This is a genomic window from Komagataeibacter saccharivorans, from assembly GCF_003207825.1.
Classification (GTDB): Bacteria; Pseudomonadota; Alphaproteobacteria; order Acetobacterales; family Acetobacteraceae; genus Komagataeibacter; species Komagataeibacter saccharivorans.
The window spans coordinates 83759-101241 of sequence record NZ_NKTY01000005.1 but is presented as its reverse complement, the minus strand read 5'-3'; the positions used below and the strand labels follow the sequence as shown (position 1 = coordinate 101241).

The 17483-nt window shown below is 63.7% G+C and carries 16 protein-coding genes; 10 read left to right on the top strand and 6 right to left on the bottom strand.

From position 1 onward, the window contains the following. Nucleotides 1–69: 69 nt before the first annotated feature. From uvrB to CFR79_RS05015, 10 genes are all read left to right on the top strand, one after another. Complete coding sequence (uvrB, locus tag CFR79_RS05055) at nucleotides 70–2313, top strand: excinuclease ABC subunit UvrB (protein ID WP_110547127.1); 2244 nt, start codon at nucleotides 70–72, stop codon at nucleotides 2311–2313. A 46-nt stretch (nucleotides 2314–2359) separates the two neighbouring features. Further along, nucleotides 2360–3253 carry an aldose 1-epimerase gene (locus CFR79_RS05050; protein WP_110547159.1) on the top strand — a complete coding sequence of 298 codons (894 nt, stop codon included), beginning with the start codon at nucleotides 2360–2362 and terminating at the stop codon, nucleotides 3251–3253. Further along, nucleotides 3250–3783 (top strand): transcription elongation factor GreB, encoded by a 534-nt coding sequence (greB, locus tag CFR79_RS05045; protein WP_174234132.1) that lies wholly within the window; start codon nucleotides 3250–3252, stop codon nucleotides 3781–3783. Before CFR79_RS05050 ends, greB begins: the two co-directional genes overlap by 4 nt. 106 nt (nucleotides 3784–3889) lie before the next feature. Next, nucleotides 3890–4897 carry a glutathione synthase gene (gshB, locus tag CFR79_RS05040; protein WP_110547125.1) on the top strand — a complete coding sequence of 336 codons (1008 nt, stop codon included), beginning with the start codon at nucleotides 3890–3892 and terminating at the stop codon, nucleotides 4895–4897. Nucleotides 4898–4909: 12 nt separating this feature from the next. Beyond that, nucleotides 4910–5122 carry a hypothetical protein gene (locus tag CFR79_RS05035; protein WP_132305730.1) on the top strand — a complete coding sequence of 71 codons (213 nt, stop codon included), beginning with the start codon at nucleotides 4910–4912 and terminating at the stop codon, nucleotides 5120–5122. Further along, nucleotides 5122–5835, top strand: coding sequence for a class I SAM-dependent methyltransferase (locus CFR79_RS05030; protein WP_102324555.1), 714 nt, complete (start codon nucleotides 5122–5124; stop codon nucleotides 5833–5835). Before CFR79_RS05035 ends, CFR79_RS05030 begins: the two co-directional genes overlap by 1 nt. A 175-nt stretch (nucleotides 5836–6010) precedes the next feature. After that, nucleotides 6011–7375, top strand: a complete 1365-nt coding sequence (locus tag CFR79_RS05025; RefSeq protein ID WP_181417359.1) for a cbb3-type cytochrome c oxidase subunit I — start codon at nucleotides 6011–6013, stop codon at nucleotides 7373–7375. Nucleotides 7376–7377: 2 nt separating this feature from the next. Further along, on the top strand, nucleotides 7378–8337 hold the full coding sequence (locus CFR79_RS05020) for a heme o synthase (RefSeq protein WP_102324822.1): 960 nt from the start codon (nucleotides 7378–7380) through the stop codon (nucleotides 8335–8337). Between the two features lie 34 nt (nucleotides 8338–8371). Beyond that, the gene (locus CFR79_RS15780; RefSeq protein ID WP_162900365.1) at nucleotides 8372–8518 is read left to right on the top strand and encodes a hypothetical protein; all 147 of its coding nucleotides are present in this window, start codon (nucleotides 8372–8374) and stop codon (nucleotides 8516–8518) included. A gap of 252 nt (nucleotides 8519–8770) precedes the next feature. After that, entirely contained in the window at nucleotides 8771–9274 is a 504-nt protein-coding gene (locus CFR79_RS05015; protein ID WP_110547123.1) for a hypothetical protein, read from the top strand. Between the two features lie 107 nt (nucleotides 9275–9381). Here the strand turns inward: CFR79_RS05015 and CFR79_RS05010 are convergent, their stop codons facing one another. The 6 genes from CFR79_RS05010 to CFR79_RS04985 all read right to left on the bottom strand — a co-directional run bounded on the left by CFR79_RS05010 (nucleotide 9382) and on the right by CFR79_RS04985 (nucleotide 17429). Further along, nucleotides 9382–10350, bottom strand: a complete 969-nt coding sequence (locus CFR79_RS05010; protein WP_110547122.1) for a Tim44 domain-containing protein — start codon at nucleotides 10348–10350, stop codon at nucleotides 9382–9384. 151 nt (nucleotides 10351–10501) lie between these two features. Beyond that, nucleotides 10502–11842, bottom strand: a complete 1341-nt coding sequence (locus tag CFR79_RS05005) for a TldD/PmbA family protein (protein WP_102324552.1) — start codon at nucleotides 11840–11842, stop codon at nucleotides 10502–10504. Beyond that, a complete protein-coding gene (locus CFR79_RS05000; RefSeq protein ID WP_102324551.1) occupies nucleotides 11839–13104 on the bottom strand; it encodes a M16 family metallopeptidase in 1266 nt (421 codons plus the stop codon). The genes CFR79_RS05005 and CFR79_RS05000 overlap by 4 nt, the downstream gene beginning before the upstream one ends. A 79-nt stretch (nucleotides 13105–13183) precedes the next feature. Next, on the bottom strand, nucleotides 13184–14584 hold the full coding sequence (gene thrC, locus CFR79_RS04995) for a threonine synthase (protein WP_110547121.1): 1401 nt from the start codon (nucleotides 14582–14584) through the stop codon (nucleotides 13184–13186). Between the two features lie 77 nt (nucleotides 14585–14661). Further along, nucleotides 14662–15831 (bottom strand): major royal jelly family protein, encoded by a 1170-nt coding sequence (locus CFR79_RS04990; protein WP_258373423.1) that lies wholly within the window; start codon nucleotides 15829–15831, stop codon nucleotides 14662–14664. 83 nt (nucleotides 15832–15914) lie between these two features. After that, nucleotides 15915–17429: a carboxypeptidase M32 gene (locus CFR79_RS04985; protein ID WP_102324548.1), complete on the bottom strand. Its 1515-nt coding sequence runs from the start codon at nucleotides 17427–17429 to the stop codon at nucleotides 15915–15917. Nucleotides 17430–17483 lie beyond the last annotated feature (54 nt).

Here is a 17483-nt window from a genome sequence, read left to right as displayed (position 1 = left end):
GGCGGGAGTGGGGATGAAGCCGCATACAGCCCTTGTGCTGCGGCGGTTTTATCCCCACTTTCCTTAACCATGGCGACAGCATCCCGCAGGAAAAAGAAGACTACCGATATCGATCCGGCTGACAGGCCCGTCCTGTTCCAGCCGGAACGTCAGCCCGCGAAACCACGCACCCATACCTTTCGCGTCAGTTCCCCCTATGAACCGGCAGGCGACCAGCCCACCGCCATTGCCGAACTGGTCAGCGGCGTGGAAAAGGGCGAACGCGATCAGGTGCTGCTGGGCGTGACCGGTTCGGGCAAGACCTTCACGATGGCCAAGATCATAGAGGCCACGCAGAAGCCCACCCTGATCCTCGCGCCCAACAAGACGCTGGCCGCCCAGCTCTATGCCGAGATGAAACAGTTCTTCCCCGACAACGCGGTGGAATATTTCGTCAGCTATTACGATTACTACCAGCCGGAAGCCTATGTGCCCCGGTCGGACACGTATATCGAAAAAGACAGCCAGATAAACGAACAGATCGACCGTATGCGCCATGCCGCCACGCAGGCGCTGCTGGAGCGTAACGATGTGATCATCGTGGCCTCGGTTTCGTGCATTTACGGTATCGGCTCGGTCGAGACCTATTCGCGCATGGTGGTCAAGCTGGAGGTCGGTGGCGAGATCGACCGCGACCGCCTGATAAAGGGGCTGGTCGAACTTCAGTACCGCCGTAACGATGCCGCCTTCCAGCGCGGCACCTTTCGCGTGCGTGGCGAGACGATCGATGTCTTTCCCGTCCAGAACGAGGATCGGGCATGGCGCGTCAGCCTGTTTGGCGACGAGATTGACGAAATTATCGAATTCGATCCGCTGACCGGTGAAAAGACCGGTGATCTGGAAGCCATCAGCATCTACGCCAACAGCCATTACGTGACGCCGCGCCCCACGCTTACGCAGGCGATGACGGGCATCAAGCAGGAACTGCGTGAAACGCTGGCCCGCTTCAATGCGGATGGCAAACTGCTGGAGGCCGAGCGCCTGCAGCAGCGCACCACCTTCGATCTGGAAATGATCGAGACCACGGGCGTCTGTAAGGGAATCGAGAATTATTCCCGCTACCTGTCCGGTCGCGCGCCGGGTGAACCGCCGCCAACCCTGTTTGAATACCTGCCCGAGGACGCGCTGCTGATCGTGGATGAAAGCCATGTGACCGTGCCGCAGATCGGTGGGATGGAACGCGGGGATCATGCACGCAAATCCGTGCTGGCCGAATTCGGCTTCCGCCTGCCTTCCTGCCTCGACAACCGCCCGCTTACCTTTGCCGAATGGGATTCCTACCGGCCACAGACGGTCTTTGTCAGCGCGACTCCCGGCCCGTGGGAAATGCGCCGCACGGAGGGCGTGTTTGCCGAACAGGTCATCCGCCCCACCGGCCTGATCGACCCGGTCACCATCGTCCGGCCGGTTGAACATCAGGTCGATGACCTGCTGGCCGAATGTCGTCTGACCATTGCCGATGGTGGCCGCGTGCTGGTCACGACGCTGACCAAGCGCATGGCTGAAGACCTGACCGAATACATGAACGAAGCCGGTATCCGCGTGCGGTACCTGCATTCGGATGTGGATACGCTGGAGCGTATCGAGATCATCCGCGACCTGCGGCTTGGCGCGTTCGACGTGCTGATCGGCATCAACCTGCTGCGCGAAGGGCTGGATATTCCCGAATGTTCCCTTGTCGCCATTCTGGATGCTGACAAGGAAGGCTTCCTGCGTTCGCGCACGTCCCTGATCCAGACCATTGGCCGCGCCGCGCGCAATGTGGAAGGGCGCGTGCTGCTTTATGCGGACAGGATGACTGACAGCCTTGCCTACGCCATCGAGGAAACCGCCCGCAGGCGCGAAAAGCAGAGCCTGTGGAACGAGGAGCACGGCATCACCCCCCAATCCGTGCGCAAGCATATCGGCGATGTCATTTCGTCCGTGTTCGAGCAGGATTACGTGACCGTCACCCCCACGGCGGATGGCAGCGTGCAGGAAATGGTCGGCAAGGATTACAAGGCCGCCATTGCCGAACTGGAAAAACAGATGCGCGCGGCCTCGGCGGAACTGGAATTCGAGACGGCCGCCCGCCTGCGTGATGAAATCCGCAGGCTGGAAGCCCTGGAACTGGGCATGGTTCCGCCCCCGCTGCCCCAGTCCAGTGCGGGGCGTCCGGGCACCAGCCCCAAGGCCATCGCCCGGCGCAACCGTGGCCCCGTGCCACTGGGGCCGGGGGGCGGGGGCTACGACCCGGAACAGGCGAAGGGAAGGGGAAAGCGACGTGGACGATAGGACCACCTCCCTCAACATGCCCTGCACGGGCCAGCGCGAACGCGAAATGACGGCGGTTGTCGAACTTGAGGCCGGTGGCGCGAAGCTGGGGCTCATGCCCGATGTGGGCGGCAGCATCGCGTTCTGGCGGTGTGGAGAGATGGACCTGCTGCGCCCGGTCAGTGACCCCCATCTGATCGCCCAGCACGGTCGTGCCGTGGCAGGTTATCCGCTGGTGCCGTTTTCCAACCGGGTGGCGGGTGACCATTTCCGTTTTGAAGGGGTGGACTATCACCTCGCTCCCAGCTTCGGCGGGGAGAACTGCGCCATTCACGGCAACGGGTGGCAGCGGCGCTGGGGGCTGGACAGGCTGGCCAACAGCAGCGCCACGCTTACCCTCGATCACGCGCCCACGCGCGACCTGATGGGGCAGTGGCCGTTCAGCTACCGCGCGCAGTTGCGTTATGACCTGCGTGAAAACGGGCTTTCCATCGGCATATTGCTTGAAAATACCGATACCCGCGACCAGCCGGTGGGCATGGGCTTTCATCCTTATTTTCCCCGTCATGCCGGGCTGAAGCTGGGTTTTGCCGCCAGCAGCGTATGGACAAACGGACCGGACCACCTGCCTGCCCTGCGTGTGCCGGTGGAAGGGGAATGGTCCTTCGCCCATATGCGCGATGCGGGGCAGGAGCCAATCGACAACTGCTATGCGGGGTGGTCCGGCAGTGCCTTCCTGCGCTGGCCGCGCGAAGGCTATGCGCTGACGGTGGAAGGCAGCCCCGAACTGCGGCATCTGGTACTTTTTACCCCACCCGGCCAGCCCTATATCGGGCTTGAACCGGTCAGCAACATGACCGATGGCTTCAATCGCCCGATCATTGCCGATAGCGGCGTGCGCGTACTGGCGCCGGGCCAGAAGATGGAAGGGCATATCCGCATGACGGTGACACGGTGCTGACAGCGGGCAGGTCATCCACGGCCAAGGGGGAAAAACCGGCCACGGGCGGGCTGTCATGTTATATCACACCCGCCGGAATCGCGGCCATGCGCACCGAGCTTAATGCCCTGCTGCGCGATGAGCGCCCCCGGATCGTGGAAATCGTATCGTGGGCCGCAGGCAATGGCGACCGTTCTGAAAACGGCGATTACCAGTATGGCAAGCGCCGGCTGCGTGAGATCGACCGCCGCATCCGCTTCCTGACCAAGCGGATCGATAACGCCATTATTGTCGATCCGGCCGCCCAGCAGCAACGCGATCGGGTGTTTTTTGGCGCTACGGTCACATATGTTGATGAACGCGATGCGGAACGCACCGTTACAATCCTTGGTGTGGATGAGGCGGACATGACGGCGGGGCAGATCAGCCTCGTCTCGCCGGTGGCGCGCGCGCTCATGCGTGCGGCGGTGGGCGATGAAGTCAGGCTGACAACGCCACGGGGGGATGAAATGATCGAGGTACTGGGCATTTCCTATCCCCCTTTGCCGTAATGGGGGGCTGGCCGTGTGGCTGAAGGCATATTATGACATTTGGGTGCGGGCCGTTTCAGTTTGTGACGTCCGGCGCGAACCGGTCCTGTGCGGAGATACTGATTAGATGCCACGCCCCCTGAAGGTCGCCGTCCAGATGGACCCGCTTGGCGGCATTGACATCAATGGCGATTCAACCTTTGCCCTGATGCTGGAAGCACAGGCGCGGGGATATGAACTGTGCGTCTATCAGGTCGAGGCCCTGAGCCTGAGCGAGGGACGTCGCACGCCAGACGCCCCGCGCGCGGCACGGGTGACCGCCCGTGCCCGCCCGGTAACGGTGCAGCGCAAGGCAGGCGCACATGCGACCTTTGGTGATGAACAGGTGATCGACCTGTCCGCCATGGATGTGGTGCTGATGCGTCAGGACCCGCCTTTCGACATGGCCTATATCACCGCCACCCATATCCTTGAGCATATCCATGGTGTTGGTCCGGGCCGCGCGCTGGTGGTCAACAACCCCGCGGCGGTTCGTAACGCGCCCGAAAAGCTGCTGGTCACGCATTATCCCGATCTCATGCCCCCTACGCTGGTGACGTGGGATGTGGCGGCGATAAGGGATTTCCGTGCGAAGTGGGGCGACATCATCGTCAAGCCGCTTTTCGGCAATGGTGGCGCGGGCGTGTTCCGCATCCGTCAGGATGATCCGAACCTGAACGCCCTGCTGGAAATGCATTTCGCCCGCTCACGCGAGCCGCTGATGATCCAGCGTTACGAACCGGCGGTGCGCAAGGGGGACAAGCGCATCATTCTGGTCGATGGCAGGCCGGTCGGCGCGATCGACCGTATCCCGGCGGAAGGGGAGACGCGGTCCAACATGCATGTGGGCGGTCGCCCGGTGCGCGCGGAACTGACCGCGCGCGACCGTGAGATATGCGACACCATCGGGCCGTTCCTGCGCGATCAGGGCCTGATTTTCGTGGGGATCGACGTGATTGGGGAATGGTTGACCGAGATCAATGTCACATCCCCGACCGGACTGCAGGAAATCGACCGCTTTGACGGCACCAATACGGCGGGCCTGATCTGGGATGCGATCGTATCGCGTCTGGCTACGGTTGACGTGGGCGCGTAAGGATTGGAAACGGTGTCCATGGCAGGCGCGGTGATCGTGACTGCCGTGCCATGTGGCATGGCATCGTGTATGGATTACAGGCGGCTACGCGGGCCGGATGGGCGCGCGGGCAGGTCAGGTGGAAGTGTAATGCAGCAGAACGGAACGGATTTGATCATGGCGGATGCGGTGCGGAAGGGGGCGGGCGATGCCTTCTTTCATGGCAAGGGCATGGGAACAGCCTGATGAGTGACGTTCTGCACGACGAAGCAGCCGAGAAGGTTGTGGAAATCCCCTCTCCCAAATCCGCGCTGGATGCCGCGGCGGTCAAGGCTGCGTACCGCCGCTGGGCCAGTGTGTACGATGCGCTGTTCGGCAGCGTTTCCGCCTTCGGGCGCAAGCGCGCGGTGGAGGCGGTCAACGCGCTGCCCGGCACGCAGGTGCTGGAAGTGGGCGTGGGTACCGGCCTGGCCCTGCCATATTATCGCGCGAACAAGCGGATCACCGGTATCGACCTGTCGGGTGACATGCTTGAGCGTGCGCGTCAGCGCGTGCGCCGCATGAAGCTTTCCAACGTGGAAAACCTGCTGGAAATGGATGCCGAGGCGACCCAGTTCGCCGATGGCACGTTCGATGTTGCGGTTGCGATGTTCGTGGCCTCCGTCGTGCCGCATCCGCGCGCGCTGCTGGCTGAACTCAAGCGTGTGGTCAAGCCGGGCGGGCATATCCTGTTCGTCAATCACTTCCTTGCGCAGGGCGGGGTCCGCCTTGCGGTGGAACGCGGCATGGCGCGTGCTTCGCACTCGCTGGGCTGGCACCCGGATTTCGCCATTGAATCGCTATTGCCGCCCGCCGACCTGCGCCGAGCGGTCCTGCAGCCGGTACCGCCCGCGGGCCTGTTCACGCTGGTCACGCTGGAGCGCGAAGCCGGGTCATGCGCCAGTCCGCTGGTGGCCTGATTTCCCGCTGAACTCATCCACAGCCCTGTTCCTGTAGCAGGGCTGAAATGACATCTGCGCGACCACGGGAACGATCCACAGTATCGTTTTCGTGTATAAGTCGGGCTATATGATGAAATCATGGTAACGATTGGCCATGCCCAGACACCGGCGCATGGCAGCAGGGAGTGATCTGATGCCCACAGGCACACAGTTCGGGGCGGATGGCAGGCATGATTCCAGCCGGGCCGGGGATTACCGGACCGTCGGCATGCTTTATCTCGTCATGGCGATTGTGGCGGGCGTGGCCGGTGGGCTGATGGCTGTCGGCCTGCAGGCGGGCCTGCTGCCGCATTCCGTGCTGGCCGCATGGGCCGGTGGGGATGCAACCGCCGCCGTTGAGCGCATCGGTCGTCGCCATGGCATGATGATGGTGTTCTTCTGTGCCCTGCCTGCCCTGTTCGGCGGGTTCGGCAACTGGCTGGTGCCCCTGCTGCTGCGCGCACGCGCTCTTGCCTTTCCCCGTCTGGCGCTGGCCGGGTGGGGGCTTACGGCGGGCAGCTTCGTGGCTGTTCTGGCCGGTCTTTCCCCTGCCGTGCCCGCGCAGGTTTCGGTTATCGCCCTTATGGTCTGGTGTCTGGCCATGCTGTTTCAGGCCATCAACATGGTGGCAACGGTGCTGAACATGGGGCCGATGGGACAGCGCCTGCGGGACATGCCCATTTTCGTATGGGCACAGGGGCTTACGGCGCTGATGACGGTCATGGTCATGCCGGTTCTTGCTGGCGGCCTGACGCGGGTATGGCTTGATGGCGGCGATATGTCCGCGCGGATCGACGGGCTGCTGCATGTCTTCGCCGGGCCGGAAATCGCATTGCTGCTGCTGCCCTCGCTGGGGATCGTGTCGCAGGTGATCGAGACATTCTGTGCGAAGCCGCTGCAGATGCCCCGTGTCGTGCTGGGGGCGCTGGTCGTGCTGTCCGTGGGCGGCAGTTCGGTCTGGGTTCATGACCTGCTGCATGGTGGGCTGGATCATATGGCGACTTCCGCGCCCGTGGTGCAACTGGGGCTGATCGTGCTGCCGGTGCTGGCCGTTCTGGCCGCATGGGTGCAGACGGCACGTCTGGGCCACATGCGCGCCGCCGTGCCGATGGAATGGGCTGCAGGCTTCGTTGCCCTGCTGCTGGTCGGTTCCGCCATGTCCCTGTTGCCCGGCGGCATGGCCGATGTGCATGCGGCTACGCTGTATGCCGCCATGTTCGCGGTGTTCGCGGGTTTTTATTACTGGATTGGCAAGATGGTGGGGCATGTCGCCCCCCGCGGGGCCAGCAGGCTGCACTTCGGCCTGACGACGGCTGGCACCGTGCTGTCGCTGATGGCGTTTCATGGGGTGGTCGGTATGGTCGGTGCCGTGCTGATGGGGCTGTCCGTTCTGGTTTTCGCCGGGATCGTGGTGCAGGTGGCCCTTAGCCCCGCCCGGTCGCTGCCTGCCAATTACTGGGGGCCGGGTGCCCGCACGCCGGAATGGCAGGCACCGTCCCCCGCACATGGGGATGCCTGAACATGAGCGGCACCATCACGACGCCCGGCGCGGCGGATAGCGCCGCCGTTACATTTGATGCCTCACGTGTGGGCACGGAAGCACGGGACTGGTTCGTGCTGCTCAAGCCTCGTGTCATCTCGCTGGTGGTCTTTACCGGGGCGGCCGGTCTGGCCATGGCGCCGGGGCCGCTCAACCCGCTGGTGGCGGCTGTCAGCATCCTGTGCATCTGCATGGCTTCCGGTGCCGCCGGGGCCATCAACATGTGGTACGACCGCGATATCGATGCGGTCATGAAGCGTACCGTTACCCGTCCCATACCCGATGGCCGCGTGGGGGCGGAAGCCGCGCTGGGTTATGGTGTCGGGCTGTCGGTTGCGTCCGTCATCCTGATGTGGTTTGCGACCAACGCGCTGGCTGCGGGTATCCTTGCGTTTTCCATCTTTTTCTACGCCGTGATCTATACGATGTGGCTCAAGCGTTCGACGCCGCAGAATATCGTGATCGGCGGGGCGGCAGGAGCATTCCCGCCCATGATCGGCTGGGCTGCGGCCACGGGGTCCATGGCGGTCATGCCGGTGGTGATGTTCGGCATCATCTTCCTGTGGACACCGCCGCATTTCTGGTCGCTTTCGCTTTATGCCTGCAAGGATTACGGGCGGGCAGGTATTCCCATGCTGCCGGTGGTGCGTGGTGCGCGGCATACACGGTGGCAGATCCTGTGGTATACCTTCATCCTCATGGCGGTATCGCTGGTGCCTTCATTCACGCATCAGGCGGGCTGGCTGTACACGGTTGTCGCCAGTGTGCTGGGGTTGGGATTCATCCTGTGCGCCATCGGGGTGCTGCGTGACCGGCAGGACGCCAATGGCGTGAGCCTGACGGGTGATGGCCCGGCGCGCCGTTCCTTCCGTTATTCGCTGGCTTACCTGTTTTTTCTGTTTCTGGGCCTGCTGGCCGACCATGCCTTCATCGCCCACTGATCGGGCAGTTTTATTCATGCGGGAGTTCGGGCAGATGGATCAGGCAACAACGGTTCAGGTTACACCGCAGATGGAAGCGCAGGAGGCGGCGCGGCGGCACAAGGGGCGCATCCGGGCCGTAGCAGTTACGCTTTCGGCGCTGGCTGCGATCCTGTATGCGCTCAGCCTTGCGCATATCTAGGCGGGGCTGAACCAGAGGGGCATGATCCCGGCCCGATATTTTATGGCCATGAGTGCTCCTCGATCACGGTTTCGGCTTTACCGTCATCTGAGCCGATGCGTCCCCGTTCTTTTTTGCGGATGCGCGGTGCTGTCTTTTCCGTTCCATAAGGCAGCGGCGACGGACGGCGTAAATACTGCATGTGGCAGGGTTGAGGCCGGGTACAGAACGGAGACCAGCGTAAAAGGTCCGGTTGGGGCCACTGCGCCGGTGATGGCCTGCATTGATGTCCTGCGCGGGTGGGATGGCGGGCCACGTCGCCTGCGCATTTTCGTTGCGGGCAGGCAGGTTATCTCCAGCGATGATATTGCCAGAGGGCCATCCGATGGCGGCATTATGGGCGACCCGTTTCAGGGGGTTACCCTCAGTCATGGTTCTGTCGTGGTGAAGAATTATGGTGGCAGTGCGTGGCGCTGGAATGAAACTTGGCGCCTGACCATACGGCAGGGCCAATGGATCATTGCCGGGTGGGACGAGGAGTACTGGCATGCTGGCAGCGGTAATGACGGGTTGCATGTAAGCGTAAATGCCCTGACGGGCACCGTGCGTGAGGATGGAACGCCGTTCAATGACGATGCGGTAGAACCACCGCCGCCTGTCATCCATAAAACCTGCCTGCTGCCCCGGCAATGGCGCACGCCATCCATCATGCAGGCAGCCGCCATAGGAACATCAAGCTGGGAGTGTGACGCCAGGCTGGGCACCAGGGCGAACTGACGTGATACGCCGGTTATGCCGCCATGGGCGGTCTGGGGCGCGGATAATAAAAAAGGCCTGCATCGGGGGGATGCAGGCCTTTTTCCGTCAAGCATGAAATGTGGGGATCAGCGGCCCGGTGTCTGCTGGATGGCGGACAGAAGCCAGCTTCCCGTTCCGGCCGAGCGCACGAACGTCCACAGTTCGGTAACGCTGACCCGGTTGGTCGGGTCGCCTTCGATCACACGGCCAGTCATGTCAGTGGTGATGTCGATCATCGAATACTGCATGGCGACCGTGGCGTAATCGAAGCCGTTTTCACGCCAGCTTTCCACCAGATCACCCCGGTCGAAACGTATGTCGGACACCACGTTGCGCGCGCCACGGCTGGCCAGATTGCTCAACTGGTTGTTGAAGTAGGACACCATTTCCGGTGTCGCCATGTGCTGCATGGCCCGCACATCCTGCTGGCTCCATGCCGTCTGGATGTTGATAAGGGCCTGCTGGAACGCCTGATAGTCAGCCGCCGTAATGGCCACGCCAACCGGCTGTCGTGCCCCCTGCGGCGCCATACCGGCGGGGGAGGGCGTGCCCATCGCTCCCGCACCGGTGCTGGCACCCATGCCGCCACCAAAGCGCCGGATGGCCCAGCGCACGATGAAGAAGACCAGCGCCAGCTGGATCAGCAGGCCAAGGAAGCCGCTGCCCCCCATGCCCGAACCGAACATGCCATGGCCGAACAGCATGCCAAACAGGCCAGCACCGACCAGACCACCCATAAACCCGTTCATGAACGGATGGCGGGGACGTGCCATGGCCATGCCAGCACCTGCGCCGAAGGGAGCGCGTGCACCAAAGCCGGGCATCTGCTGGCGCGGGGTCATCGTCTGCTGGAAGGGTGTTGCGCCATAGGGCGCGGTCTGCGACGGCGCGGGCGCGCTGTAGGTGCGCGATCCACGGCTACCCATAGAGAAACCACCACCCGCACGCGCTTCCGCCGCGTGGGGATGAGCCAGCAGCGGCAGCACGGTCAGGGCCGTCACGGCGGCGAGAGCGATGCTTTTACGCGGCATCATGCGCGGGGAAATTGTCTTCATCTGGGTCAGGGTATCTGCAATCCTGTGTCGGAACCATCTTTATCCGTGCGGTCTCGTGAAACGGACCACATGTTACAGATATAAGTAAGCCCGCGCCCCGGTAACAGGGGGCGCGGGCTCGCAGCAACATGAAATCATGGAAAGGAAACGATTACGCCCCGGCAATCATCATGTCGTCGATACGGATGGTGGGGGCATTGGTGGACTGGCGGAATGTCAGGTCATTGGCCGGAACCAGCCGCATGAACATGTCATTGAGGTTCCCCGCGACCGTCAGTTCGGCCACCGGTTCGGCCAGCACGCCGTTACGGATCATGAACCCTGCGGCGCCACGGCTGTAATCGCCGGTAATGCCGTTGATGGCGGACCCCATCATCTCGGTTATGTAAATGCCTTCGGTGATGTCGGCCATCAGTTCGGTGGGTGTCATGCTGCCCGGCTGCATGTACATGTTGCCAAGGCTGGGCGCAGGCGGTCCCGATGTGCCCCGGCTGGCGCAGCCATTGGGATTCAGCCCGAGCTGGCGGGCGGATCGTGAATCCAGCGCCCATGTCTTCAGCACGCCATCTTCCACCAGTGTCCGCGTTGCAGTCAGCATGCCTTCCCCATCGAAGGGACGGGCGCCGGGGCCACGTACGCGACGGGGATCGTCGATGATGGTGATGCCAGCGGGCATGATCCGGCTGTCCATCTTTTCCTTCAGGAAGGAAGTGCCACGCGCAATGGAAATGCCGTTGATCGCGCCCGACAGGTGTCCGAGCATGCTGGTGGAAACGCGCGGGTCCAGCACGATGGGCATGCGGCCCGTACGTGGCCGGACCGGGTTCAGGCGTGCGACCGTCCGCTCACCCGCGCGGCGACCGACAAGGGCGGCATCCTCAAGGTCGGACAGATGGACGGCTGCGTGATAATCGTAATCGCGCTCCATCTTCGTGCCGCTGCCCGCCACGGTGCTGACGGAGACGGAATGGCTGGTGCGGGCATAGCGACCCGAAAAACCGGCCGATGTCATGAGGATGATGTCCGACAGGCCGAAACTTGCGGATGCACCGTTGCTGTTGGAAACGCCTTCCACCGCCAGGGCCGATTCCTCCGCCACGCGGGCGCGGGCGATCAGATCGCCGGTCGCGGGTTCGGTGGGGTCGAACAGATCCAGCCCCGCCGCATCGACAAAGCGATGCTCGGCTTCGGCGCACAGACCGGCAAAACGGTCTTCCGGCACGACGCGGGCCATGGCCACCGCACGTTCGGCCAGTGCGTCGAACCGCGCGGGATCAAGTGCTGTGGCCGAGACGATGGCCGCGCGCTGGCCCACGAAAACCCGCAGGCCCAGATCACACGTTTCGGAACGTTCAAGGTCTTCGGTGCGGCCATTGCGCACCTGTGCGCCATGGGCGGTGCGGCTGACGTAAATCGCATCCGCCGCATCGGCGCCCGCGCCCTTTGCACGGGTGATGAGGGTTGCGATCTGGTCGATGGGATTGGAACTCATGCCGCCAGTGCCCCCGTAATGCTGTCGAGCGAGGGCAGGTGCCTGACCGGCCCCAGCGATGTAAGCGTGGGCCTGCCGCTGAAGATGCGGGTGGCGACGCGCTGCACGTCCTCGATGGTGACGGCGTCCACCCGGCGCACGGTTTCGGCGGTCGGGATCAGCCGGTCGAAGATCTGGAGCTGGCGGGCAAGCTGTTCACACCGGCTGCCCGTGCTTTCCAGCGACATCAGCAGCGATGACTTGAGCTGCGCCCGCGCGCGCGCCAGTTCCGCCATGGTAACGGTGTGGCGCACCTTGGTCAGTTCATCCAGCGTGACGGGGATGAGGTCGGCGACCTGCGTTTCCCCCGTTCCGGCATAAATGCCGAACAGCCCGCCCTGACGGAACGGCGCGTTGAAGGAATAGACGGAATAGACCAGTCCGCGCTTTTCGCGGATTTCCTGAAACAGGCGCGACGACATGCCCCCACCCAGCAGCGTGGACAGCAGCAGGGCCGGGTAATAATCCGGGTCGCCATAGGGCATGGACGGAAAGCCCAGCACGATATGGGCCTGATCCAGTTCGCGTTCCTGCGTGAACTCTCCGCCCACGTAACGCACGGGCGGCTGGGGCGGCACGATGCCGGTCGGCAGGTCATGGAAATGCTGCTGCACCAGATCGACCACGCGGGCATGTTCAAGGTTGCCCGCCGCCGCGATGATGGTGTTGCCCGCCGTGTAATGGGTGTTCATGTAGTTGACCAGCGTTGCGCGCGACATGGTCTGGATACCCGCTTCCGTGCCCAGCGTGGGGCGGCCCATCGGCTGGTCGGGGAAGGCGGTTTCCTGAAAATGGTCAAACACGATATCGTCGGGCGTGTCGTTCGCCTGTCCGATTTCCTGCAGGATCACGCCGCGTTCGCGCTCCAGCTCCTCGGGGGCGAGGCTGCTGTGGGTCAGGATATCGCCGATGATATCCGCGCCCAGATCAAGGTTTTCCTTCAGCAGCTTGACGTAATAGGCGGTGTGCTCGCGCGCGGTGTAGGCGTTGATGTGGCCGCCCACATTCTCGATTTCCTCCGCGATTCCGGCGGCGGTGCGGGTGCCGGTTCCCTTGAAGGCCATATGTTCGAGAAAGTGGGAAACGCCGTTTTCCTGCGCGGTTTCATTGCAGGTGCCCGCGGCGACATACGCCCCGAGGGACACGGTCTCCACCCGTTCCATCCGTTCGGTCACGATGGTCAGGCCGGAGTCCAGTCGGGTCACATTGATCAGGTCGGTCATGCTGGTCCTGCGGGCCGCATGGCGCATGTTCGCGCCCGTGCCGCCCCTTGTTGGCGTAAGGGAATGGAGGAAGGAAGCGTCAGCCCGCGTTGGTCATCACGGCGGCGCGCACCCTGTCCTCGATCATGTTCAGATCCGCCGGAACCACGCTGTAGCGCTCGGGGCGGTCATACAGATCGGCCAGTGCGGCGGGCAGGGCGGGGCGGATGCCGGTTGCCTGCGCCATCGCATCGGGGAACTTGGCGGGATGCGCGGTCGCCATGGCCACCATGGGAATGCCCGGTTCGCGGAAGGCGCGGCCCGCGGCGATGCCGATGGCGGTATGCGGGTCGGCCAGATAATGGCTGCGATTGTTCAGCGTGCGGATTTCCGCCAGCGTCGCGGCGTCATCCAGCGATACCCCGTGGAACAGCGCATGGGCGCGGTCCCATACGGGGTCTGCCACCTTCATCACGCCGGTCTTGCGGAACTCGGTCATGATCCTTGCGCAGGCCGTCGCATCCCGGTCGAGCAGTTCGAACAGCAGGCGCTCGAAATTGGAAGATACCTGAATATCCATGGAAGGCGACAGGCTGGGCACCACGCCGTGGATGCTCATGTCGTTTTCATTCAGGAAGCGCGACAGGATGTCGTTGCGGTTCGATCCCACACACAGCGCGCGGATGGGCAGCCCCATGCGGCGCGCGACCCATGCGGCCAGCACGTTGCCGAAATTGCCGGTGGGCACCGCGAACGAGACTTCCCGGTCCGGCGCGCCCATCGCCAGGGCCGCATAGACGTAATAGGGCACCTGCGCCGCAATGCGCGCCCAGTTGATGGAATTGACCGCCGACAGGCGCATGTCGGTGCGGAAGGGCAGATCGGCGAACATGGCCTTGACCATGTCCTGACAGTCATCGAACGTGCCCTGTACCGCAAGGTTGGTCACGTTGGGTTCCCGCACGGTGGTCATCTGCCGGCGCTGCACTTCCGACGTGCGGCCTTCGGGGTGCAGGATCACCACGCGCAGCCGTTCACGCCCACGACAGGCTTCGATCGCCGCCGACCCGGTATCGCCCGATGTCGCGCCGACGATGGTGACGGTTTCATTCCGCTCGGTCAGTACATGGTCGAACAGGCGGCCAAGCAACTGCATGGCCATGTCCTTGAACGCGAGCGTCGGGCCGTGGAACAGTTCCTGCACGAACAGCCCGTCTTCCACCTGCGTCAGCGGCACGATCGCCGGATGGTCGAATCGGGTGTAGGCCTCGCGGCACAGCTTCAGCAGCACATCATGCGTGATCGACCCTTCGGCAAAGGGGGCGATGATGCGGGCCGCCAGTTCGGGATAGGGCAGGGCGCGCAGTTCGCGCCACTGGGCTACCGAAAGTTCGGGCCAGCTTTCCGGCAGGTACAGGCCACCGTCCTCTGCCAGCCCCGCCAGCAGAACGGACGAAAAATCGCGGACGGGGGCAGTCCCCCGGGTAGAAATATAGCGCATCCCCCTATCATAATCCCAACCGTCCCCCGCGCGAAGGGGGCGCATGCGGCCCCCCGCGCAATTCCGCGCGTGGTGTGTCAGAATTTGGGCGGGGGCAGCGCGCCGATATTGATGCGGTAGATATGAACGGGCCACTGGATGGCGTTATGCCCGCCATTGAACGGGGCGGTAAGGTCGATCTGGCCCGTGGGGATGTAAAGCTGCCCGTCGCGCGTGGCGAAGGAGCCACCGGGCCAGTGCAGGCGGCTGTCTGTTACGATTTTCTGGTAAACCCGGTCGGGCATCAGCCGGAAGATGCTGTTGGTCGATACATCATTGAAATACAGCGTACCGTCGGGCGCCAGCGTGATTCCGCCCAGCGCCGGGGTCTTGTACCACAGCGTAGGCCCTTCTTCCAGTTCGATGGGGGTTACGGTCGGATCGATCAGCAGGTCGGTATCCAGCTTGTAGACCGGACCGCATAGCGGTTCGAAATACAGCCACTGCCCGTCGGGGCTTATGGCCATCTGGCTTATGTTGACAATGGCGGTATGGCCCGTCGCATTGGTCAGTACGCGACCATTGACGGTAATGGGCTGGCCCGCCGTGAGGGATGAGGTGTGCTGCATAAGCCGCCGCTGCCGGTTGGTGTCCAGCCGGATCACGATCATGGCCGGAACGCCCGAATCCCCGATGAAGGCATGCCCGCGCCCCACACGCATGGTGGCGGGATGGCTGCCATCATGCAGCATGGACGGGTCGATGGCCCATGTCTGCGCGACCTGGCCGGTATGGGCGTCGATCTTTACGATCTTGGGGCCATCCGCCACAGGCGGTCGGGTGGGGTCGGGCTGTCCGCTATCCAGCACCCATAGCGTGCCGTCTGCCTCCATCTGGATGTCCGTAGGTGCCACCAGACGTCTGGCCGCCGGTGTGGCGGAGTCGTTCCATGCGTCGTCAGGGTAGGGATGGGGCGTGCCGCTGGCGTCCAGCACCGCGAGGCCCGGTCCGGTATTTCCTGCCCAGCGGGGCAGTTCCACCAGCAACCGGCCATCGGGCAGCACGGCCACGCGGTCCCACGCGCTGGTGGTGGAGGACGCCACCTCTTCCAGCGCCGCGGGCGGGTTGAGCGGCGGCGCGGGCTTGGCGGCATGGGCGGCCTGCACGGTGCCCAGCATGGCGGTGCCGCAGGCCAGAAGGAAGCCCGCATGGCGCAGGCGGCGGATGATGGGGGAGGAGTTCGCGTACATCGCGCGGTATCTCGTCACGAACCGCCGTGAATGGCAAGGGCATGATGCAGCATGTCCGCCCTTCACCGATGCGGTGGCAAAGGGCGGCGGCTTTTTCAGGCTTACGCGCAGTAACGCTGGCGCAGGTGACGCAGGTAAGGCCCGGTATTGGGGGCGGCCCCCGTCGCGTCGCGTACGATATCAATGGTCGAGGCCCCGCTGCCACGGGCATGGATGCGTGGCCGCAGCCAGCCAAGCAGGGGGGAGAAATCGCCCCTGCCGATGGCGGCCATCATGTCGGGTGTGTCCCGCTCGGCGGCTTCACGCAACTGGGCCGCGATGATCGCGCCCAGCGTGTAGGTGGGGAAATACCCCCATGAACCCGATGGCCAGTGAATGTCCTGTAGGCAGCCCAGCCGGTCTTCGGTCACGGTCAGGCCAAGCAGGTCATGGATGCGGGCATTGAAGGCGTCCGGCAGGTCGGACAGCTTCATCGTGCCAGCGATCAGCGCGGTTTCCATCTCGTACCGGACGAGGATATGGGCCGGATATGTGATTTCATCGGCATCCACCCGGATGAACCCGGGGCGTACGCGGGTCATGAGGCGGTGCAGGTTGGCGGCGTCCCACGCCCCGTCATCCGCCGTGCCATCAAACGCCGCGCGCAGGCGCGGGGCCATCCAGTCCATGAAGGGGCGCGAGCGGCATATCTGCATTTCCATCAGCAGGGACTGGCTTTCATGCAGGCTCATGCCCCGTGCCTCGCCGACCGGCTGCGCGCGCCATGCCCGCGGCAGTCCCTGTTCATACAGGGCGTGGCCGGTTTCATGCACGATACCCATCAGGGCGTTCAGGCAGTCATCTTCCACGTAACGGGTGGTGATGCGCACATCGTCCTCCGCCCCGCCACAGAAGGGGTGCAGGCTGACATCAAGCCGCCCGCGCTGCATATCGAATCCCATGGCCGCCATGGTTTCCGTTCCCAGCTTTTCCTGTGCCCCCACCCCGAACGGACCGGAGGGCGCGCGCGGCGGCGGCAGGCTGTCCTGATGTGCGAGCGCGGATGCAATAAGGTCCGGCAGTTCGCGCGCCAGTTCGGCAAAGACCGGGTCGATATCAGCCTGCCGTGTGCCCGCGTCATACTGGTCCAGCAGCGCATCATAGGGGCTGAGGCCAAGGGCTTCGGCCTTTGCCGCCGCGATTTCGCGCGTGCAGGACAGCACCGCCTGCAGTTGCGGCAGCAGGGAGGCGAAATCGCTGTTCTGGCGGGCGGTGCGCCATGCCATCTCGCAGCGTGACGCGGCGCGGGACGCGGCTTCCACCAGTTCACCGGGCACGGCGGCCGCATGGGCGTGCTGGCGGCGCATTTCATGCAGGTTGGCCTGTGCCATGGCGTCGGCCGGGGGCTGCGCGCGATCCAGCAGTTCGGCCATGTCCGGCGCGGTCATGAGTTCGTGCGACAGGACGGCAAGGGTTGCGATGCTTTCGGCGCGGCTGTCGCTCGCGCCCACCGGCATCATCGTATCCTTGTCCCAGCCCAGAATGCCCAGCGCATTGCGGATCTGTCCCATACGGGCGAAGCGCTGTCGCAATGTGTCATAGGCCTGCTGACCGGCATGGCTGGACTGGATATTCATGTGGGGTCCTGACTGAATCTTAATGGTCTGTCCCGTATGGACTGGTGCGTGAAC